The 20,060-nt window shown below is 72.7% G+C and carries 19 protein-coding genes; 17 read left to right on the top strand and 2 right to left on the bottom strand.

Annotated features, from left to right (window positions below; genetic code table 11):
* Positions 1 to 6 precede the first annotated feature (6 nt).
* From argF to Q0967_RS02415, 4 genes are read left to right on the top strand one after another with little or no spacing between them, the layout of a single operon-like run.
* Positions 7 to 1,011 (top strand): ornithine carbamoyltransferase, encoded by a 1,005-nt coding sequence (gene argF / locus Q0967_RS02430; RefSeq protein WP_298748951.1) that lies wholly within the window; start codon positions 7 to 9, stop codon positions 1,009 to 1,011.
* Positions 1,008 to 1,529, top strand: a complete 522-nt coding sequence (locus tag Q0967_RS02425; protein ID WP_298748950.1) for a PH domain-containing protein — start codon at positions 1,008 to 1,010, stop codon at positions 1,527 to 1,529. The genes argF and Q0967_RS02425 overlap by 4 nt, the downstream gene beginning before the upstream one ends.
* Complete coding sequence (locus tag Q0967_RS02420) at positions 1,526 to 3,130, top strand: PH domain-containing protein (protein ID WP_298748949.1); 1,605 nt, start codon at positions 1,526 to 1,528, stop codon at positions 3,128 to 3,130. The genes Q0967_RS02425 and Q0967_RS02420 overlap by 4 nt, the downstream gene beginning before the upstream one ends.
* Positions 3,131 to 3,138: 8 nt before the next feature.
* The gene (locus Q0967_RS02415; RefSeq protein WP_298748948.1) at positions 3,139 to 3,489 is read left to right on the top strand and encodes a tetratricopeptide repeat protein; all 351 of its coding nucleotides are present in this window, start codon (positions 3,139 to 3,141) and stop codon (positions 3,487 to 3,489) included.
* A gap of 55 nt (positions 3,490 to 3,544) precedes the next feature.
* On the opposite strand, the gene Q0967_RS02410 is transcribed toward Q0967_RS02415, so the two are convergent.
* Positions 3,545 to 5,155 (bottom strand): dolichyl-phosphate-mannose--protein mannosyltransferase, encoded by a 1,611-nt coding sequence (locus Q0967_RS02410; RefSeq protein ID WP_298748947.1) that lies wholly within the window; start codon positions 5,153 to 5,155, stop codon positions 3,545 to 3,547.
* Positions 5,156 to 5,251: 96 nt separating this feature from the next.
* On the opposite strand from Q0967_RS02410, the gene Q0967_RS02405 reads away from it, so the two are divergent.
* From Q0967_RS02405 to Q0967_RS02385, 5 genes are all read left to right on the top strand, one after another.
* Entirely contained in the window at positions 5,252 to 5,953 is a 702-nt protein-coding gene (locus Q0967_RS02405) for a succinate dehydrogenase cytochrome b subunit (protein ID WP_298748946.1), read from the top strand.
* 14 nt (positions 5,954 to 5,967) lie between these two features.
* Positions 5,968 to 7,956: a fumarate reductase/succinate dehydrogenase flavoprotein subunit gene (locus Q0967_RS02400; RefSeq protein ID WP_298748944.1), complete on the top strand. Its 1,989-nt coding sequence runs from the start codon at positions 5,968 to 5,970 to the stop codon at positions 7,954 to 7,956.
* Positions 7,953 to 8,699, top strand: coding sequence for a succinate dehydrogenase/fumarate reductase iron-sulfur subunit (locus Q0967_RS02395; RefSeq protein ID WP_298748943.1), 747 nt, complete (start codon positions 7,953 to 7,955; stop codon positions 8,697 to 8,699). The genes Q0967_RS02400 and Q0967_RS02395 overlap by 4 nt, the downstream gene beginning before the upstream one ends.
* Before the next feature lie 5 nt (positions 8,700 to 8,704).
* On the top strand, positions 8,705 to 9,544 hold the full coding sequence (gene rsmI / locus Q0967_RS02390) for a 16S rRNA (cytidine(1402)-2'-O)-methyltransferase (protein ID WP_298748942.1): 840 nt from the start codon (positions 8,705 to 8,707) through the stop codon (positions 9,542 to 9,544).
* Positions 9,545 to 9,662: 118 nt separating this feature from the next.
* Positions 9,663 to 10,091 (top strand): hypothetical protein, encoded by a 429-nt coding sequence (locus Q0967_RS02385; protein ID WP_298748941.1) that lies wholly within the window; start codon positions 9,663 to 9,665, stop codon positions 10,089 to 10,091.
* A gap of 15 nt (positions 10,092 to 10,106) precedes the next feature.
* Here the strand turns inward: Q0967_RS02385 and Q0967_RS02380 are convergent, their stop codons facing one another.
* The gene (locus tag Q0967_RS02380; RefSeq protein ID WP_298748940.1) at positions 10,107 to 10,718 is read right to left on the bottom strand and encodes a DUF4126 domain-containing protein; all 612 of its coding nucleotides are present in this window, start codon (positions 10,716 to 10,718) and stop codon (positions 10,107 to 10,109) included.
* Positions 10,719 to 10,903: 185 nt separating this feature from the next.
* Between Q0967_RS02380 and Q0967_RS02375 the strand changes: the two genes are divergently transcribed.
* The 8 genes from Q0967_RS02375 to rsmA all read left to right on the top strand — a co-directional run bounded on the left by Q0967_RS02375 (position 10,904) and on the right by rsmA (position 20,037).
* Positions 10,904 to 11,746 (top strand): peptidoglycan-binding protein, encoded by an 843-nt coding sequence (locus tag Q0967_RS02375; protein WP_298748939.1) that lies wholly within the window; start codon positions 10,904 to 10,906, stop codon positions 11,744 to 11,746.
* Between the two features lie 85 nt (positions 11,747 to 11,831).
* Complete coding sequence (locus Q0967_RS02370) at positions 11,832 to 12,314, top strand: SigE family RNA polymerase sigma factor (RefSeq protein WP_298748938.1); 483 nt, start codon at positions 11,832 to 11,834, stop codon at positions 12,312 to 12,314.
* Positions 12,307 to 13,713: a hypothetical protein gene (locus Q0967_RS02365; protein WP_298748937.1), complete on the top strand. Its 1,407-nt coding sequence runs from the start codon at positions 12,307 to 12,309 to the stop codon at positions 13,711 to 13,713. Before Q0967_RS02370 ends, Q0967_RS02365 begins: the two co-directional genes overlap by 8 nt.
* Before the next feature lie 86 nt (positions 13,714 to 13,799).
* Positions 13,800 to 14,279, top strand: coding sequence for a SigE family RNA polymerase sigma factor (locus Q0967_RS02360; RefSeq protein WP_298748935.1), 480 nt, complete (start codon positions 13,800 to 13,802; stop codon positions 14,277 to 14,279).
* A complete protein-coding gene (locus Q0967_RS02355) occupies positions 14,272 to 16,044 on the top strand; it encodes a hypothetical protein (RefSeq protein WP_298748934.1) in 1,773 nt (590 codons plus the stop codon). The genes Q0967_RS02360 and Q0967_RS02355 overlap by 8 nt, the downstream gene beginning before the upstream one ends.
* Positions 16,045 to 16,396: 352 nt before the next feature.
* Positions 16,397 to 18,229, top strand: a complete 1,833-nt coding sequence (metG, locus tag Q0967_RS02350; RefSeq protein ID WP_298748933.1) for a methionine--tRNA ligase — start codon at positions 16,397 to 16,399, stop codon at positions 18,227 to 18,229.
* Between the two features lie 19 nt (positions 18,230 to 18,248).
* A complete protein-coding gene (locus Q0967_RS02345; protein ID WP_298748932.1) occupies positions 18,249 to 19,094 on the top strand; it encodes a TatD family hydrolase in 846 nt (281 codons plus the stop codon).
* A 37-nt stretch (positions 19,095 to 19,131) separates the two neighbouring features.
* On the top strand, positions 19,132 to 20,037 hold the full coding sequence (gene rsmA, locus Q0967_RS02340) for a 16S rRNA (adenine(1518)-N(6)/adenine(1519)-N(6))-dimethyltransferase RsmA (RefSeq protein ID WP_298748931.1): 906 nt from the start codon (positions 19,132 to 19,134) through the stop codon (positions 20,035 to 20,037).
* Positions 20,038 to 20,060: the final 23 nt, after the last annotated feature.

Genomic DNA, 20,060 nt, shown 5'->3' with positions numbered 1-20,060 from the left:
CCTGCCATGGCCGTCGACCTGCGGGGACGCAGCCTGCTGTCCCTGGTCGAGGAGACCCCCGAGGAGATCCTCGCGCTGCTGGACCTCGCCGCCGAGCTCAAGGCGGCCAAGCGGTCCCGCACCGAGCAGCGACGCCTGGTCGGCCGGTCCATCGCCCTCGTCTTCGAGAAGACCTCCACCCGCACCCGCAGCGCCTTCGAGGTCGCCGCCGCCGACCAGGGCGCGGCCACCACCTTCCTCGACCCCCGCAGCAGCCAGATCGGGCACAAGGAGTCGATCAAGGACACCGCGCGCGTGCTGGGCCGGATGTACGACGCGATCCAGTACCGCGGGTCGGCACAGGCGACCGTCGAGCAGCTGCACCGGTATGCCGGGGTGCCGGTCTACAACGGCCTCACCGACGAGTGGCACCCCACGCAGATGCTCGCCGACGCCCTCACCATGCGCGAGCACGTGGCCAAGCCGTGGTCCGAGACGTCCTTCGCCTACCTGGGCGACGCCCGCAACAACACCGGCCACTCGCTGCTGCTCCTCGGGGCCAAGCTGGGGTGCGACGTGCGGATTGGTGCCCCCGCGGGCCTGCAGCCCGCGCCCGAGGTGGTCGCCCTGTGCGAGGAGGTCGCCGGAGGCACCCGCGCCCGGCTGACGGTGACCGAGGACCCCCGCGAGGCGGTCGCCGGGGTGGACGCCGTGCATACCGATGTCTGGGTCTCCATGGGGGAGCCGGCCAGCGCCTGGCAGGAGCGGATCGACCTGCTGCTGCCCTTCCGGGTGGACCGCGCGATGATGGAGGCGACCGGGAACCCGCAGGCCGTGTTCATGCACTGCCTGCCGGCGTTCCACGACACGGACACCGAGGTGGGGGAGCAGCTCATGAGCATCCATCCAGAGCTCGCGGACGGGCTGGAGGTCACCGACGAGGTCTTCGAGTCCGGTGCCAGCATCGTCTTCGACCAGGCGGAGAACCGCCTGCACACCATCAAGGCGCTCCTGGTGGCGACGCTCGCATGACCGTGACGCAGCCCTCCTCCGTGCCCGACGCCGCGCCGCTGCACGAGCCGGCGCACCAGGTGAGCCCGCGGGCGGTGCGCTACTGGGCCCTCCAGGGCTTCCTCGGCGCCGTCGTCGTCTGGGGCGTCCTGTTCGCGGTCTACTGGTTCGTGCCCGACGGGGTGCAGCGGTGGCTCGGGCCGGTCTTCGTGGCCATCCTCGTCTACACGGTCGTGGAGCAGGCGCTGGAGCCGATCATCCGCTACCGCCGCACCCGGTGGGAGGTCACCGGGGAGCGGGTCTTCGCCCAGACCGGGTGGCTGTCCCGGGACCAGCGCATCGCCCCGCTGTCGCGGGTGCAGACCGTCGACACCGAGCGGGGTCCGCTCATGCGGATCTTCCGGCTGGCCAACGTCACCGTCACCACCGCCTCGGCGGCCGGGCCGATCCGGCTCACCTGCCTGGACACCGACGTCGCCGACCGGGTCACCGCCGAGCTCGCGCGGGTGACCGGGCAGACGCGCGGCGACGCGACGTGACCGCGCTGCCGCCCCCCACGGGCGAGCCCCTCGCCCCGGCCGACCCGGGCACCCCGCCACCACCGCCGGGGGTGGGCGGGGCGCAGGACTGGCAGCGCCTGAGCCCGCGCATGCTGCTCGTCCACCCGGTGCGAGCCATCCGCTCGATGATCGTGCCGCTCGTCCTGGTCGTCTTCGGCGTGACCCGTGGCGACGGGAACAGCTTCTGGTTCTGGGCCGCCCCGGTCTTCGCCGTCCTGGCCGTGCTGTTCGGGGTCCTCGCCTGGTTCTTCACCCGCTACCGGTTCACCCAGGAGCAGCTGCAGCTGCGCACCGGGGTGCTGAGCCGCAAGGTGGTGACGGCCCCGCTGGACCGCATCCGCAGCGTCGACCTGGAGTCCACCCCGATCCACCGCGTCCTCGGGCTCACCAAGGCCAAGGTCGGGACCGGGGTCGACGACTCGCAGATCGAGCTCGACGGGCTCACCCGCGACCAGGCCTCCTCGCTGCGGGTCTACCTGCTGCAGCGATCCAGCGCCGCCGAGGTGGACGAGACCGAGGAGCCGGGTGCGGCGGGCGGGTCCGAGGACGCCGCCCGGACGGGCGGGCCGCGCCGCGGTGAGGACACCGAGCTGGCCCGGATCGACTGGGGGTGGCTCCGGTACGCGCCGTTCAGCCTGTCCAGCCTCGTCGTGGTCGCCGGCGCCGTCGGTGTGCTCGGCCAGTTCGGCGACGACCTGCCGCTCGACGAGACCGAGGTCGCGCAGGACGCGTGGGGCTGGGTGGCGGCGCAGGCCCTGCTCGTCCTCGTCGCCGGCGCGACCGTCGTGGTGGTCCTCGGCTGGGTGGTCGTGTCCACGGCCTCCTACGTGCTGAACTGGTGGAACCTCAGCCTCGTGCGCGAGGCCGGGGGCAAGATCCGCACCACCCGGGGCCTGCTCACCACCCGCAGCCAGACCATCGAGGAGGCCAAGATCCGGGGGGTCCGGATGACCGAGCAGTTCCTCCTGCGCTTCGTGCGCGGCGCCGAGCTGACCGCGCTGGCCACCGGGGTCGGCAGCGACGGCACGACCCGTCTGCTGCCGCCGGCCCCGCGCCGGGTGGTGCAGGAGGTCGGGCACGCGCTGCTGGAGGAGGACGGACCGCTGACGATGACCCTCACCGGGCACGGTCCGCGGGCCCGCCGCCGCATCCACGTGAGCGGGCAGTGGGGGACGCTGTTCCTCGCCGGCCTGGCGGCCGTGCCGACCTGGTGGCTGGACGTCGGCTGGTTCGCGACCTGGCCCTGGTGGGTGCCGCTCGCCGTGCTCGTCGGGGTCGGCCTGCTCAACGCCGTCGTCGCCGAGAACGCCTGGCGCAACCTCGGGCATGCCCTCACCGACCGGCACCTCGTGGTCCAGACCGGGGCGGTCATCCGCACCAGGGAGGTCCTGGAACGCGGTGGCGTCATCGGCTGGGTCGTCCACCAGGGGCTGTTCCAGCGCCGGCTCGGGCTGGCCGACCTCACCGCGACCACCGCCGCCGGGGCCGAGCGGGTCGTTGCACCCAACATCCCCCTGGGCATGGCGCTGGACCTCGCCGACGCGGCGACCCCGGGAATGCTGGAGGGCTGGCGGGCGTAGTGCAGGGCATGGGTGACTTCGTGGACCTTCCCGACGACGCGACGGTGGACGACCACGCCCGCTACGACCGGGCCACCTTCGCCTTCGAGACCAGGGACTACGTCCGCGCCGCCGGCCTCCTCGAGCCGCTCGCCCAGGCCGACCCGGGCAACGCCCAGGTGCGGCTCCTGCTCGCCCGCAGCTACTACCACTCCGCCCGGCTGGGACGCGCCGAGACCGAGCTGCGGGCCATGGTCGAGCGGTGGCCGAGCGACGCCTACGCCCACCTCGTCCTGGCCCGGACCCTGCAGCGGGCCGGCCGCGCCGAGGAGGGTGCGCCGCACCTCAAGATCGCCGAGGCCATGGGCCTGGAGGCCTGAGCCGAGGGCCTACCTGACGTCGGCGGCCGATGGCGGTGCCTCGTGCGAGCCCCGCTCAGGTCCAGAAGTCGAACCACATCCGCAGGTTCCACGCCTCGCGCGGGATGGTGATGGCCGTGTAGACCGGCCAGTACCACGCGAAGAAGGCGGCCGCCAGGGTGAGGTAGCCGATGACCGCGACGGCACCCCATCGTCGCCGCTGCGCCGGCGCGTCCGCCGGGCCGAGCACCAGCGCCAGGCACGTGACGACGACGAGCACGAGCCACGGGACGAAGGCGACGGCGTAGAAGCTGTAGATCGTCCGCGTCTGGTAGAGGAACCACGGCAGCCAGCCGGCCGCGATGCCGGCCAGGGCCGCCCCCGCCCGCCAGTCGCGGCCCAGCAGCCACAGGAAGAGGACGACCAGCAGCCCGATCGTCGCACCCCACCAGAGGACGATGTTGCCCAGGGAGGCGATGTACTCCACGCACTCGGCGGCCCCGCAGCCCTGCTCGCCCCGCTCCGGCCACTCGGCGTAGAACAGGGTCGGGCGCCACTGCACCGTCCAGCTCCACGGGTTGGAGCTCCAGGCGTGCTCGTTGGCGAGGCCGATGTGGAAGTTCCACTGCTCGACGTGGTAAGCCCACAGCGAGCGCAGCGGGTCGGGCACCAGCGCCGCGAGCGACCCGGGCGGGGCGGGGTGGTCGGCCGCCCAGTCCCGCTTCCACCCGCCGCGGGTCGCGAACCACCCGGCCCAGCCGGCGACGTAGGTCACCAGCGCCGTGGGCACCATGAGCAGGAACGCGGGTATGCCGTCGCGCACCACCGTGCCGGTGAGCCAGTCGCGCGCGCCGACGGCCCGGCGGGCGCCGAGGTCCCAGGCCACGGTCATGAGCCCGAAGACGGCGAGGAAGTACAGCCCCGACCACTTGGTGCCGATGGCCAGGCCGAGGCTGACCCCCGCGGCCAGCCGCCACCACCGGACCCCCAGCGACGGCCCCCACCACCGGGCGGCGCGGGCCCAGGCCGAGCGGGGGACCGGCACGTCGGGGCCGTGCCGCGCCTGCCACCACGGCCCCCACCGGGCCGCCAGCCTGCGCCGGCCCTGCTCCCGGTCCAGCAGGAGGAAGAGGAAGGCGAGCAGGACCCACCACATGAGGAAGAGGTCGAGCAGACCGATGCGTGAGGAGGCGAAGTGGTGCCCGTCGACCGCGAGCAGGGTCGAGGCGCTGATCGCCAGGAGCGCGTTCTTCCAGATGAGCCAGGCGCACAGCCCGAGGAGCGCGATGGACAGCGTCCCGATGGTCGCCGCGGACAGCCGCCAGCCGGTCGCGGACCCGGGCCCGGTGACGAGCTCGCCCAGGGCGATCATCCACTTGCCCACCGGCGGGTGCACGACGAGGTCGGGCTGGTTGCCGAAGACGTCGGGGTTGCCGGCGTTCCAGAGCTCGTCCGGCTCCTCCAGGCCGGCCTTGGTCTCCCGCTCGTGCCCGAAGCGGACGAGGGACCAGGCCTGCTTGACGTAGTAGGTCTCGTCGAAGACCAACCGGTCGGGGTGACCGAGGCGCCAGAACCGCAGCGCGCCCCCGACGAGCGTCACCACCAGGATGCCGAGCGCGGCGACGCGCCGCTGCCCGGCGAGCTCCGCGGGCGCCGGGCCGAGCAGGCGCGCCCGCAGTGACTCCATACCGGTCATCGTAGGTGTTCGCCCTGGCCCCGACCGGGCAGCGGCCGGAGCGGGGCCAGCGGGAGATGACGCAGGTCGGGGGCTAGAATCAGCCTCGTGGCCACCTCAACCGCTCCCGCGCCTGCGGCCCGCAAGGGGCCGCCGACCATCCTGCTGAAGACCGTCGTGGCGGCCAGCGGGGTGTTCTTCGTGCTGTTCGTGCTCGTGCACATGTACGGCAACCTGCAGATCCTCATCAGCCCTGAGGCCTTCGACGAGTACGCCCACCACCTGCGGACCTTCGGTGAGCCGATGCTCCCCGAGAAGTCCTTCCTCTGGGTGGCCCGGATCCTGCTCCTCGTCTCCGTCGCGGCGCACGTGTGGGCGTCCATGTCGCTGTGGCGCCGGGCGGGCCAGGCACGGTCGACGCGGTACGCCGGGAAGAAGAAGACCTCCTACGGCCGGTTCTACGCCAAGGCCATGCGCTGGGGCGGCCTGGCCCTGCTGGCCTTCGTCGTCTTCCACATCCTGCACTTCACGACGCAGACGATCACCGTCGCCGGCGAGTACCCGAGCCCGGCGGAGCGGGTCATCAGCAGCTTCGGCGTCTGGTGGGCCGTGCTCATCTACACCGTCGCGATGATCTTCCTGGGGATGCACCTGCTGCACGGCATCTGGGGCGCGGCCATGACCCTGGGCCTCAACACCTCGCTGCAGCGGGCCGAGCAGATCAGGTTCGTCTCCATCGCCCTGTCGACCATCATCGTCGTCGGCTTCCTCATCCCGCCCTTCGCCATCTTCTCCGGCATCATCGAGTGAGTGGACCCCACCCCATGACTGACACTGTGACCCGCGGCACCGACCTCGTCGACGGCATCTACCGCGAAGGTGCCCCCATCACCGACACCAAGGCCCCGAGCGGCGACATCGCCGACAAGTGGACCACCCGCAAGTTCGAGGCGGCGCTCGTCAACCCGGCCAACCGGCGCAAGCTGTCGGTCATCATCGTCGGCACCGGCCTGGCCGGTGCGTCGGCGGGGGCGACGCTGGGTGAGGCCGGATACCGGGTGAAGTCCTTCTGCTACCAGGACAGCCCCCGCCGGGCCCACTCCATCGCCGCCCAGGGCGGCATCAACGCCGCGAAGAACTACAAGGGCGACGGCGACTCGGTGCACCGCCTCTTCTACGACACCGTCAAGGGCGGCGACTACCGCTCGCGCGAGACCAACGTCTACCGCCTCGCCGAGGTGAGCGCCGACATCATCGACCAGTGCGTGGCCCAGGGCGTCCCCTTCGCCCGCGAGTACGGCGGGCTGCTGGACAACCGCAGCTTCGGCGGGGTCCAGGTGTCGCGGACCTTCTACGCGCGCGGCCAGACGGGCCAGCAGCTGCTCATCGGGGCATACCAGGCGTTGGAGCGGCAGATCGCCGCCGGGACGGTCGAGATGTTCGCCCGGCACGAGATGCTCGAGCTGGTCGTCGTGGACGGCAAGGCGCGGGGCATCATCGCCCGCGACATGGTCACCGGCGAGATCGAGACCCACCTGGCCGACGCCGTCGTCCTGGCCTCCGGCGGCTACGGCAACGTGTTCTTCCTCTCCACCAACGCCATGGGCTGCAACGTCACCGCGTCGTGGCGGGCCCACCGCAAGGGCGCCCACTTCGCCAACCCCTGCTACACCCAGATCCACCCGACCTGCATCCCGCAGACCGGCGAGCACCAGTCCAAGCTCACCCTCATGAGCGAGTCGCTGCGCAACGACGGCCGCATCTGGGTGCCCAAGAACGCCGAGGACTGCGACAAGGACCCGCGCGAGATCGCCGAGGACGACCGCGACTACTACCTGGAGCGGATCTACCCGGGCTTCGGCAACCTCGTGCCCCGCGACATCGCCTCGCGGCAGGCCAAGAACATGTGCGACGAGGGCCGCGGGGTCGGCCCCGCCGTGGACGGGGTCCGGCGCGGTGTCTACCTCGACTTCGGCGACGCGATCGAGCGGCTGGGCGAGGACGCCGTCCGGTCCAAGTACGGCAACCTCTTCGACATGTACCAGCAGATCACCGGGGAGAACCCCTACCAGGTGCCGATGCGCATCTACCCGGCCGTGCACTACACGATGGGCGGGCTGTGGGTCGACTACGACCTGCAGTCCTCCATCCCCGGGCTCTTCGTCACCGGCGAGGCCAACTTCTCCGACCACGGGGCCAACCGCCTCGGTGCCTCGGCGCTCATGCAGGGCCTCGCGGACGGCTACTTCGTGCTCCCCAACACCATCCGCGACTACCTCGCCCAGGGCCCGTTCACCACGATCGCCGGTGACGACCCGGCGGTGGCCGAGGCCGTCCAGGGCGTGCAGGAGCGCATCGACACCTTCCTGTCGATCAACGGCACGCGCAGCGTCGACTCCTACCACAAGGCCCTCGGCAAGATCATGTGGGAGAAGTGCGGCATGGAGCGCACCGAGGAGGGTCTGCGCGAGGCGATCGAGGAGATCCGCGCCCTGCGCGAGGACTTCTGGAGCAACGTGCGCGTCCTCGGCTCGGCCGAGGGGCTCAACCAGAGCCTGGAGAAGGCCGGCCGGGTCGCGGACTTCCTGGAGCTGGGCGAGCTCATGTGCATCGACGCCCTGCACCGCAACGAGTCCTGCGGCGGGCACTTCCGCGCCGAGAGCCAGACCGAGGACGGCGAGGCGCTGCGGCACGACGACGAGTACGCCTACGTGGCCGCCTGGGAGTGGGGCGGTGACGGCGAGGCCCCGGTGCTCCACAAGGAGGACCTCGTCTACGACTTCATCGAGCTGAAGCAGAGGAGCTACAAGTGAGGATCGCGCTCAAGATCTGGCGCCAGGACGGCCCCGCCGACGACGGCCGGATGGTCGACTACCAGCTGCCGGACGTCAGCGAGGACAGCTCGTTCCTGGAGATGCTGGACCTGCTCAACGAGCAGCTCATCGACAAGGGCGAGGAGCCGGTCGCCTTCGACTCCGACTGCCGCGAGGGCATCTGTGGCATGTGCGGGGTCGTCATCAACGGCGAGGCCCACGGCCCGGAGCGGACCACGACCTGCCAGCTGCACATGCGCAGCTTCAACGACGGCGACGAGATCGTCATCGAGCCCTGGCGGGCCGACCCGTTCCCGGTTATCAAGGACCTCTGCGTCGACCGCAGCTCCTTCGACCGGATCATCCAGGCGGGCGGCTTCATCTCCGCCAACACCGGCTCCGCCCCGGACGCCCACGCCACGGCCGTGCCGAAGGAGGACGCCGACCGCGCCTTCATGGCCGCCGAGTGCATCGGCTGCGGTGCCTGCGTCGCCGCCTGCCCCAACGCCTCGGCCATGCTCTTCATGGGCTCCAAGGTCACCCACCTGGGCGAGCTGCCGCAGGGCCAGCCCGAGCGTGAGGCGCGGGTGCTGCAGATGACCGCGCAGCACGACCTCGAGGGCTTCGGCGGGTGCACCAACCTCGGCGAGTGCTCGCGCGCCTGCCCCAAGGGCATCCCGCTCAACGTCATCAGCCAGCTCAACGGCGACTACCGCCGCGCGGGTTACGGCGGACGCGACTGAGGGGTATGCCTGACGCCGCGCTCGTCCTCGCCGCCACCCCCATCGGCGACAGCCGCGACGCCAGCCCCCGGCTGCTCGCCGAGCTGGCTGACGCACGGGTGGTGGCGGCGGAGGACACCCGCCGGCTGCGCCGGCTGACCGACCGCCTCGGGATCACCGTCACGGGCGAGGTCGTCAGCTACCACGAGCACAACGAGGCCTCCCGGACCCCCGACCTGGTCGAGCGCATCGCCGGCGGGGACCGCGTGCTCCTGGTCACCGACGCCGGGATGCCCTCGGTCTCCGACCCCGGCTACCGGCTCGTCCAGGCCTGCGTCGCCGCCGACCTGCCGGTGACCTGCGTCCCCGGACCCTCGGCGGTGCTCATGGCGCTCGCGGTCAGCGGCCTGCCGGTGGACCGCTTCTGCTTCGAGGGCTTCCTGCCGCGCAAGACCGGCGAGCGCGAGCGGGCCCTCGCCGGGCTCGCCGACGAGGCGCGCACCATGGTCTTCTTCGAGGCGCCGCACCGGCTGGCGGCCACCCTCGGCTCGATGGCCGCGACCCTGGGTGAGGACCGTCCGGCCGCGGTGTGCCGGGAGCTGACCAAGACCTACGAGGAGGTGCGCCGCGGGGGGCTGGCCGAGCTGGCCGCGTGGGCTGCCGACGGGGTCAGGGGGGAGATCACCGTCGTCGTCGCCGGCGCCAGCGCCGCGCACGCGTCGACGGTGGACGTGGGGGACGTCATACCCCGGGTGCTGGAGCGGGTGGCCGCGGGCGAGCGGCTCAAGGACGTCACCAAGGACCTCGCGCGCACCACGGGGCTGTCGGCCAAGGAGCTGTACGACGAGGCGATCCGCTCCCGCTGACCGACCGCCGCGGCAACCCTGCCGACCCCGGCGAGGACGCTGGAGGGCGGGGCGGGCCCGTGGTTGACTGTGCCCGGCGCCGCACCGTGGTGGCGCACCCGTGACGGAGGACAGGCAGATGACCATCAACTGGCAGGCGATCCTCGGCGGTCTGGTGGGCGGCGTCCTCGCCGGTCTCGTCGCCGCCTACGCCACCACGCAGGTGCTGCCCGCCGCGGAGCCCGGCTACGGCGTGGCGGAGATGCTGTGGGCCACGGTGGTCGCGTGCGTCGGCGGGGTGCTGGGGGTGGCTGCCGGCTGGCTGGTCAACGCCCGCCGGGCGCGCGGGCTGGGAGGGATCGCCGCCATCACGAGCCTGCTGGGTTCGGTCATCGGCACGTATGCCTGGGCCCGCGTCGTGAGCGCGCTCGACGAGACCGGGCTCTTCCTCGTGGGGTCGATCCTCATGCTCGGCGGGGGGCTCATCATGCTGGCGGCCGTGTGCGGGCTCACGGCGGCCCTGCTGCGGGTGCAGTCACCCGCCGGCGAGGCCGGCGCCCGGCCGTAGCGAGGTCCTCGCCGCTCAGCTGTAACCGGCGTCGGCCATGAGCTGGTCGCGGTGGGCCCTGCGGCGGCGCTTGCGGCGCCACAGGACGAACGCGCCCCACAGCAGGAGCAGCAGCAGGAAGATGACGAGCACCGGCAGGAAGATCGCCACCAGCGAGAGGGTCAGCGCGGCCCCGTCCTCGGCGGCGGAGACCACGGGGGTGCCCAGGCCGCCGGTGGTCGTGTTGACGACCGGCCGGGTCACGGCCTTGCCGGTGTGGACGATTCCGGCCGTGATGATGCCGAGCAGCACGCCCACCCACGGGTTGTCCTGCATGAAGTTCGAGCCCTGCTCGAAGTCCTCGGCGGCCGTGCTGGCGGCGTAGATGAGCCCGCCCGTCGCCGGGCGGACGAAGGTGCCCACCGCGTCGTTGAGATGGTCGACGATGGCGACCTTGTCCAGCACGACCTCGGAGAGCAGGAGCACGGCGGCGATGCCGATGGCCCAGTTGGACTCGATCCAGGCGTACTGGTGCGGCAGGTTGATGACGTCGGTGAACCGCGCGATGAGCGCGACGAGGATGAACGGGATGTAGGCGTTCAGCCCTGCCGCGGCCGACAGGCCGGCACCGGTGAGGGCAGCGAGCACGTCGTGGCCTCCTGACTCGCGCGGCGCCCGGCGGGAGCCGTCGTCACCAGTGAACCACGCGGCATACGAGCGGGTCCCCTCCTGCCGGCCGAGGACCGGTCGGGTCGAGGAGGTATCCAGGGGGCGGCAGGGTCCTCCGACCGGCAGAGGCCGTCGCACCGTGCCCGGCCGGAGAGGCAGCGATCATGAACGTCGAACCGTGGAGGGACCTGTCCCCGGGGGACGCGGCCCTGCTCGTCGTGCGAGGTATGCAGTTCCTCCTGCGGGAGCGCGGCGCGTCCCTCGTCGTCGACGGGCTCTTCGGGCCCCTCACCGCGGCGGCCGTCGCGGCGGTCCAGTCCGACCAGGGGCTGCCGCCGACCGGGGACGTCGACACCGCGACCTGGGTCGCGCTCGTCGTCCCCACCGGTCCAGGGGCGGTCGGTGAGGCGGTGCGCGGGGTGCAGGGCTTCGACCCCGGCGGGCGGGTCGGCGTGCCCGCGCTCGCGGTGGACGGGGTGTACGGGCCGGACACCGCCGCGGCCGTCGCCGAGTTCCAGCGGCGCTGGGGCCTGAGCATCGACGGGCTCGCCGGCCGGGAGACCTGGTCGTTCCTGTCGACGATGCGCGCCGGCAGCCAGGTCTGGGGCATGGCCAAGGTCGGGCACACCCAGGCGGTGAACTGGCGGGTCCGGGCGGTGCAGCACCTGCTCCGCCACCACGGCGCCTCTCTGGTCGTGGACGGCGCGTACGGCCCGGTGACGGGGGAGGCGGTGCGCTCCTGGCAGCAGACGCAGCGGGCGACCTTCATCTCCACGACGTGCGGGCAGCTCGACTGGCCCGGGCTCATCGCCACCGCACGGCTCGGCGACACCGGCGACCACGTGCGGGCGGTGCAGTCGATGCTGCCCGGGCTCGCCGAGGACGGCGCCTTCGGACCGCTCACCGACGCCGCGGTCCGGGAGTTCCAGGGCATGTTCGCCCCGCCGGTCGACGGCGTCGTCGGGCCCCTGACCTGGCGCGCGTTCACGGTGCCGAAGGGGGAGTAGCGGCGCGACGGCATACCGGGCCCGACCCCACCTCCTGACCTGCCGGCCCGTTGAGGGGATGACAGGGTGTCGAGCAGGAGGCGGTATGCGGTCCACGCACGAGCAGGAGTTCGTGGAGTTCTTCGACTCCAGCTCCTCGCGGCTGCTCAGCGCGGCCTGGATGCTCACCGGGGACGGCCACGTCGCCGAGGAGCTCGTCCAGGAGGCGATGGCACGGACGTACGCCCGATGGTCCAGGGTGCGCCGCGGGAACCCTGCCGCCTACACCCGGCGGACCATCGTCAACCTGCACACCGACCGCTGGCGCAAGCGGCGCCGCGAGGTGCTCACCGACGCGGTGCCCGAGCGGGCCACGTCCGACGACCCGATGTCGGTCGACCTCGTCCGTGCCCTGGCCCGGCTGCCCCGGCGTGAGCGCGAGTGCGTCGTGCTGCGTCACTACCTCGACCTCTCCGAGGCCGAGACGGCGCGCACGCTCGGTGTGGGTGTCGGCAGCGTCAAGAAGTATGCGATGAACGGTCGCCGCGCGCTGCGCGAGCTGCTGGAGGGAGTGGAGTCCCATGACTGAGGCCCGCGAGGACATCGACGAGGTCGTGGCGCTGCTCGACCGGGCCGGTGGCCACACCCCGCCGCTGCACGTGTCTCGCGTGGACGTGGTGCGGCGCGGCAGCACGATCCGTCGTGGTCGTCGGATCGCCGCCGCCGTGTCGGCGCTCGCCGTCGCGGGGGTGCTGTGGTTCGGCTGGGCGGTCGCGCCCCTCGGTGAGGACCCCACCACTGCCCCGGCCGAGGTCACCTGGTCGGACCTCGACCTGGAGGGCCGCCTCTTCGGGCTGTCGGGCGAGACCTCCTGGAACGCCGAGCTGCGGACGGTGGAGGGGGAAGAGCAGCCGGAGCTCGTCGTCTCGCGCGACGGGGAGGTCCTGCCCGAGCCGCTCGCGGCGCAGGACGGGCCGGGAGACATCCAGGTGTTCCGTACCGACGGGCTGACGGTCGCGGTCTGGCTGCGCGCCGAGCCCGAAGAGCAGGGTGGTCAGGTGGCGTGGGGAGGCCAGTGCCTCCTGTGCACCGGCGGCGCTGCCGAGAGAGGCGGAACGAGGATCGGGTATGCCGCGTCGGCAGGGGTGGGGTCGGCCGACCCGGCGGAGCTGTACGTGATGACCGAGGGTGCGGTCACCACCCTGGATGGACGCGATGTCCCGTCCCTGGATCTCGCGGTGGAGGAGCGTCGCTTCGTGGTCTTCCTGGACGAGCGGGCGGGCCTGTGGGGCGTCCGGGGGCCGGAGGACGACGGCCGCATCGAGGTCATGCCGGCCCATGGCGGCGCCGGTACGACGAGCGGCGGCGAGCCATCGGCCCCGTGGGTGGTGTCCTTGGCGCCGACCGAGGCCGAGGCCGCCCTGGGAGAGGGCGGGGTCGAGGGTGCGTCGGCGGAGCTGGCAGGGCACCAGGTCCTGGTCGGCGTCGGCGACGGGACCGCGACGCCCGAGGTCAAGGTGGTCATCGACGGGGAGCGGCAGGCGCTCACGTCGTACGTCCAGGCCCAGGCGACGGAGGTCGGCGTGGGCGAGCCGCCGGTGACCTGGAGGTCCACCGCCGCGGGTTTCCTCTGGCTGGACCAGGGGCCCAGCACCGAGGCGCTGTCCTTCGAGGAGGAGCTGTCGGACGGGCGAGCCGTCGTGGTCCCGGTGACCGGCGGCACCCTCGTCGTGGTCGGCGGCTGGGCGGCCCCTGCGGAGGAGGCTGCCGTCCGCATCGGCGACGGCGCGGGTGGTCGCTGGGAGGCCGCCACCTCGGTACGGGTGCGCGAGCTCGTCGACGGCCGGCCGGTGACCTTCCTTGGACTTCCCGAGCTGTCGCCGACCGAGCAGGCGCAGGTCACCGATGTCGGCACGGTGCCAGGAGGAGCGCGCGACCCCGAGCCCCTGGGGCTCACTGGCGTCCAGGTGGTCCCGCTCGGCGACTGAGCGTCGCCATGCCCAAGCCCCAACCTTTCCGGTCCCCGGCCCGTTACCGACACGACACTGGACCAGACCGGCGAGGAGAGTGACGCGTGCGCAGCAGCGAGGAGGCGGCCTACGTCGAGTTCGTCGACGCCAGCCGGGCGACGCTGCACGGCTATGCCTGGCTCCTGACCGCCGACGCGCACGCCGCCGAGGACCTGCTGCAGGAGACCTACGTCCGTCTCTACGTGCGGTGGCGTCGCGTCCGGTCCGGTCGGCCACTGGCCTACGCGCGCCGGACCATGTCGAACCTCCACACCGACCGGTGGCGCAAGGGGAGGCGGGAACGCATCACGGACGAGGTGCCGGAGACGGCATACCGGGACGGCCCGGCCACCACGGACCTGGTCCGTGCGCTCCAGCAGCTCTCCCCACGGCAGCGGGAGTGCGTGGTGCTGCGGCACTACCTCGACCAGTCGGAGAAGGACACCGCCGCAGCGCTCGGGGTGAGCGTCGGTTCGGTCAAGAGCTACACGTCGGCAGGGCTGGCCGCGTTGCGGCCACTGCTGCGGGAGGAGCGCCATGTCTGAGGAGCTGAGCACCCTGCTGGAACGCGCGGTGCGCGACGCACCCGGGGCGCGGGTGACGGGTGAGCAGATGGTGATGGCTGGCCGCACGCGGGTGCGACGGCGACGGGCCGTCGGTGTGGGCTCGGCCGTCGGGGGACTGGCGCTGGCCGGCATCCTGTGGGCCGGACTGGGAGCAGGTCCGCTCGGGCCCCCGGAGGTCTCGCCTGCCTCCTTGACCTGGGAGATCGACGACGGCGAGACCCTGACGCTGCTGGACCGTACTTCCGAGGGGGGTGTGTCCTCCGCGGTGGTGACCCGGACACCGGCCGGACCGACGGCCACGCTCGTCGTGGACGGGCGGGAAGAGAGCGTCGTCGGGCAGCGGACGAGCTTCGGAGCCCAGGCCTTCGTCGGGAGCGAGGTCACCGTGCTGGTCTGGGACCAGCCGGCGGGGGTGGACTCCGTCGAGGTGGTGCCGGTGCAGGAGGACTCCGGTGAGATGGGGCCGGCGCGCAGCGACGACGACCTCTGGTATGCCGTGCTGCCCGAGCCCGACCGGCCGCCGCGAGACCTGCTCTTCAGTGACTCGCGCAGCGTGTGGACCGCGAGCGGACAGGTGGTGGAGACGAGGATGGTCGAGGACGGGCCGGTGCGGAAGCGCGTCTTCTGGCTGGAGGATCGTGGGCTTGCGGGTGTGCTCGACCAGGGAGTGACGATCCTGGACCCGGGGTGGTCGGTCGTCGGCGACCAACCGCGGCCCTGGTGGCGCGGAGGAGGATCGGTGGAGTGGGTGCTGGCCCGGCTGCCCCAGGAGGCCACGAGGGCACGGCTGGTCAGCACGGCGCCGGGGCAGCACCTGTCCGGCGAGCCGGTTGTCGACACCGTGGCTCTGGGGGACAGCACGTACGCCCTCGCCGCGCGGGAGTACTCCGAGGTCGGCGAGGGGTCGCAGTACGCACCGGACCTGCAGTGGTCCGTCGACGGAGAGAGCTGGCGGGATCGGGATGCGGGCACGGTCGACCCGGCCGGGCTGGGGGGTATCGACCTCCACCGTTCCGGTGCGGACGTGTGGGCCTCCCGTGACGGTAGGCGGCTGCAGGAGATCCCCGATGTCGGTGACGGTCTGTGGGCCTGGCGTGATCTCGACGGTGGCGTCGTGCTGGTGTCGGACACGACCGAGACGCAGCCGACGGCCGACCTGCACCCCGTGGTTCGGTGGACCTCGATGGACGCCAGGCCGGTGTCGGTGGCTCCGCAGCTCGTCACGGACGAGGGTGAGCTCGAGCTGGCCGACGACCTGCTTCCGGCCCTGAGGCTCGACCTGGACGGGGAGGAGCTGGTGGGCGCACTGACGGTGGACCCCCTCGCGGACGAGCCGACCGTCCGGGTGCTGGGCGGCAGTCCGAGCGATCCCGCGCTGCCAGATCTCGGCGGGGTGCAGGTCTCAGCCGCGGTGGGGGTGGAGCTCTGGGCGGTTTGGGCTGACGCCGAGAGTCCTGTCGTGGTGGACGGCCCCGGCCTCCGGGCGACGCGGACCGAGGACGACATGTGGAGCCTCGTCGCCCGGCTGCCGGAGGGCGCCGCGGACCCGGTGCTCGTGCCCGCGGACGACAGCCTCACCGTGCAACAACCGCTCGGGGAGGTCACCGAGAGCGGAGGCGTCCGATGGTGGTCACTCCCCGTGCAGGTACCCGGCCGTGGCGACCTGCGGGACGCCTTCGCCGGTCTCGACACCGACGGTGACGGAAGCGTCGACCTGCCGTTCACCGACGCGCCGACGCCCTGAGGCGGCGGGGCGGTAGTAGCGGCGCGACGGCATACCGGGCTCCGGCACGTCACGCAGGTCCCAGCCGTCACTCGCGCACCCCCGTGCGGGGATCTGCACGGATGACGGAGAAATAACGGCGGCATCGGTAACTTTCTCCGCATCCTGCGACGGGTGTGGCTCACGTGGCCTGCGTGAGCCACGGAGGACGATCGCCGCTCACGCCCCGAACGATCGCGGCCCGCGACCCGGCCGATCGCGGCCCGCGCCCCGGGCCGGTCGCCGCCCGTGCCCGGGCCGATCGTCGCCCGCGCCCCGGGCCGACGCCGGGACGGGGAGGGCGGCCGCCGGGGCGCACCTAGACTGGTGACCCATGAGTCATGTCCTGTCCGCGGTCGCCTGGCCGTATGCCAACGGCCCGCGCCACATCGGCCACGTCGCCGGGTTCGGCGTCCCCTCCGACGTCTTCAGCCGCTACATGCGGATGGCCGGTCACGACGTGCTCATGGTGTCCGGGTCGGACGAGCACGGGACCCCGATCCTCGTGCAGGCCGACGCGGCCGGGCAGAGCCCGCAGGAGTTCATCGACACCAACCACGCGCTCATCGCCACCGACCTCGCGGCGCTGGGGGTGTCCTACGACCTCTACACCCGCACCACCACCGCCAACCACGACGAGGTCGTCCAGCAGATGTTCCTCGCCTGCTGGCGCAACGGCTACCTGCTCGAGCAGGCCCAGCAGGTGGCGATCAGCCCGTCCACCGGGCGCACCCTGCCGGACCGCTACATCGAGGGCACCTGCCCCATCTGCGGGTATGCCGAGGCGCGCGGCGACCAGTGCGACAACTGCGGCAACCAGCTCGACCCGGCCGACCTGCAGGACCCGCGCTCGAAGATCAACGGCGAGACGCCGGAGTTCCGCGACACCGAGCACTTCTTCCTCGACCTCCCCGCGCTCGCCGAGGCCCTCGGCGAGTGGCTCGACGGCCGCGAGGCGAGCGGGCTGTGGCGGCCCAACGTCATCCGCTTCTCCCAGAACATCCTCGCCGAGATCCGGCCGCGGCCCATCACCCGTGACATCGACTGGGGCATCACCATCCCGCTGGAGGGCTGGGCCGAGAACCCGACGAAGAAGCTCTACGTCTGGTTCGACGCGGTCATCGGCTATCTCTCGGCCTCGGTCGAGTGGGCGCGGCGGCTGCCCGGCGAGCAGGGGGAGCGCTGGCGCGAGTGGTGGAACGGCGACGACGCGCTGACCTACTACTTCATGGGCAAGGACAACATCACCTTCCACTCCCAGATCTGGCCCGCCGAGCTGCTGGCGCACAACGGCCGGGGCAGCAGGGGCGGCGAGGTCGGGCCGTTCGGCGAGCTCGCGCTGCCCACCGAGGTGGTCTCCAGCGAGTTCCTCACCATGGAGGGCAAGCAGTTCTCGACCTCCCGCGGCGTCGTCATCTACGTCCGCGACGTGCTCGAGCGCTACCAGCCGGACGCCCTGCGCTACTTCCTCTCCGCGGCCGCGCCGGAGACGGCCGACTCCGACTTCTCCTGGCCGGAGTTCGTCAAGCGCACCAACACCGAGCTCGTCGCCGGCTGGGGCAACCTCGTCAACCGCACCGCCTCGATGATCGCCAAGAACTTCGGGGAGATCCCGCGGCCGGCCGAGCTGCAGGACGTCGACCGCGCGCTCCTGCAGCAGGTCACGGCCGGGTTCGACACCGTCGGCCGGCTCATCGCGACGCACAAGCAGAAGGCCGCGCTCGCCGAGGCGATGCGCCTGGTCGGCGAGGCCAACGCCTACGTCTCCACCACCGAGCCGTTCAAGCTCAAGGGCGAGGACCAGCGGGAGCGCCTCGCGACCGTGCTGCATACCCTGGCGCAGGCGGTGGTCGACCTCAACACCATCCTCTCGCCCTACCTGCCGCACTCCTCGACCGCGGTGCACCAGGCGCTCGGCGGTGACGGCGACTTCCAGCCCATGCCCCGGCTGGAGACGGTCGCGGACCTCGACGACCCGACGCGGCCGGACTACCCGGTCATCACCGGCGACTACTCCACGGCGCCGCGGTGGGAGCACCGGCCGGTCACGGTGGGGGCGCCGGTCGCCAAGCCCTCGCCGATCTTCACCAAGCTCGACCCCTTGGTGGTCGAGGAGGAGCGCGCGCGCCTCGGGCTGGTGGAGGACACGTCAGGTGCCGCGGTATGACGTCGCTCACCGGCGTCCGATGAGCGGCGACCGCGAGGCCGGGCGTCCGCCGGCTCCCGACCCGTTGCCGATCCCCGTCGTGGACAACCACTGCCACCTGGACATCTCCCGGGACGACGCCGCCGTGCAGCCCCTCGAGGAGGTCGTGGCCCAGGCCCGCGCGGTGGGGGTGGACCGGCTGGTGCAGATCGGCAGCGACCTCGACGCCGCCCGGTGGACGGCGCAGGTCGCGGTCGAGCACCCCGCCGTGCTGGGCGGGGTCGCGATCCACCCCAACGAGGCGCCCGGCCACGAGGCCGCCGGCGACCTCGACGCGGTCATCGACGAGATCGGCGAGCTCGCCCGGCACCCGCGCGTGCGGGTCATCGGCGAGAGCGGGCTGGACTACTTCCGCACCGGGCCCGAGGGCGTCGCGGCGCAGCACCACGCCTTCCGCCGGCACATCGCGCTGGCCAAGGAGCTCGGGCTGGCCCTGCAGATCCATGACCGCGACGCCCACGACGACGTGCTGCGGATCCTCGCCGAGGAGGGGGCGCCGGAGAAGACCGTGCTGCACTGCTTCTCCGGCGACATGCAGATGGCCCGGGAGTGCGTGCGGAGGGGCTACTACCTCTCCTTCGCCGGGACGGTGACCTTCAAGAACGCGCAGGGCCTGCGCAACGCGCTGGCGGTCACCCCGCTGGAGCACCTGCTCGTGGAGACCGACGCGCCCTACCTCACGCCGACGCCGCACCGCGGGCGCGCCAACGCGCCCTACCTCGTGCCGCTGACGGTCCGCGCCATGGCCGCCACCCTCAACACCTCGGTGCCGCAGCTGTGCGAGGCCCTCTCGGCCACCAGCGAGGCGGTCTACGGGCCCTGGTGACCGTCGACCCGTCCGGGCGCGTGGGAGGATGCCGTTCGTGAGTGCGGACCCCGACGTCGAGCCGACCGACCCGCCGGGGGCCGCGCTCCTCGGGCCCGCGCAGGTCCGGGAGCTCGCCGACCGGCTGGGCCTGCGCCCCACGAAGCACTGGGGGCAGAACTTCGTCATCGACAAGGGCACGGTGCGCCGCATCGTGCGCGCCGCCGGGGTCGGGCCGGGGGACGTCGTGCTCGAGGTCGGCCCCGGCCTGGGCTCGCTGACCCTGGCGCTGCTGCCGCAGGTCCGGCACGTCACGGCGCTCGAGATCGACCCCGCCCTCGCGACCCAGCTGCCGCAGACGGTGGCCGACGTCGCCCCGGACCTCGCCGACCGGCTGACGGTGCGGCATACCGACGCCCTGCGGGTCACCGAGCTGCCCGACCCGCAGCCGACCGCCCTGGTCGCCAACCTGCCCTACAACGTCGCCGTCCCGGTCGTGCTGCACCTGCTCGCGACCGTCCCGACCCTGCGCAGCGTGCTCGTCATGGTCCAGCTGGAGGTCGCCGAGCGGCTCGCCGCCCGCCCCGGCAGCAAGGTCTACGGCGTGCCCAGCGTCAAGGCCGCGTGGTATGCCGACGTCACCGGTGCCGGACGCATCGGCCGGCACGTCTTCTGGCCGGCGCCCAACGTCGACTCCGGCCTCGTGCGCATGGTCCGGCGCGAGCCGCCGCCCTCCGTGGCGACCCGCCAGCAGGTCTTCGCGGTCGTCGACGCCGCCTTCGCCCAGCGTCGCAAGACGCTGCGGGCGGCGCTCGCCGGGTGGGCGGGCTCCGCCGCGCAGGCCGAGGCCCACCTCACCTCGGCCGGGGTCGACCCCCGGGCCCGCGGCGAGGTGCTGACCGTCGCGGACTTCACCCGCATCGCCGACGCCGCCGCAGGTCAGGACGCTGGGGCGGCGGGCTGACGCCCGGGGCGCCGCCCGGGGAG

The organism is uncultured Serinicoccus sp. (assembly GCF_947500995.1).
Classification (GTDB): Bacteria; Actinomycetota; Actinomycetes; order Actinomycetales; family Dermatophilaceae; genus Ornithinicoccus.
This window is presented reverse-complemented; position numbering and strand designations above follow the sequence as displayed.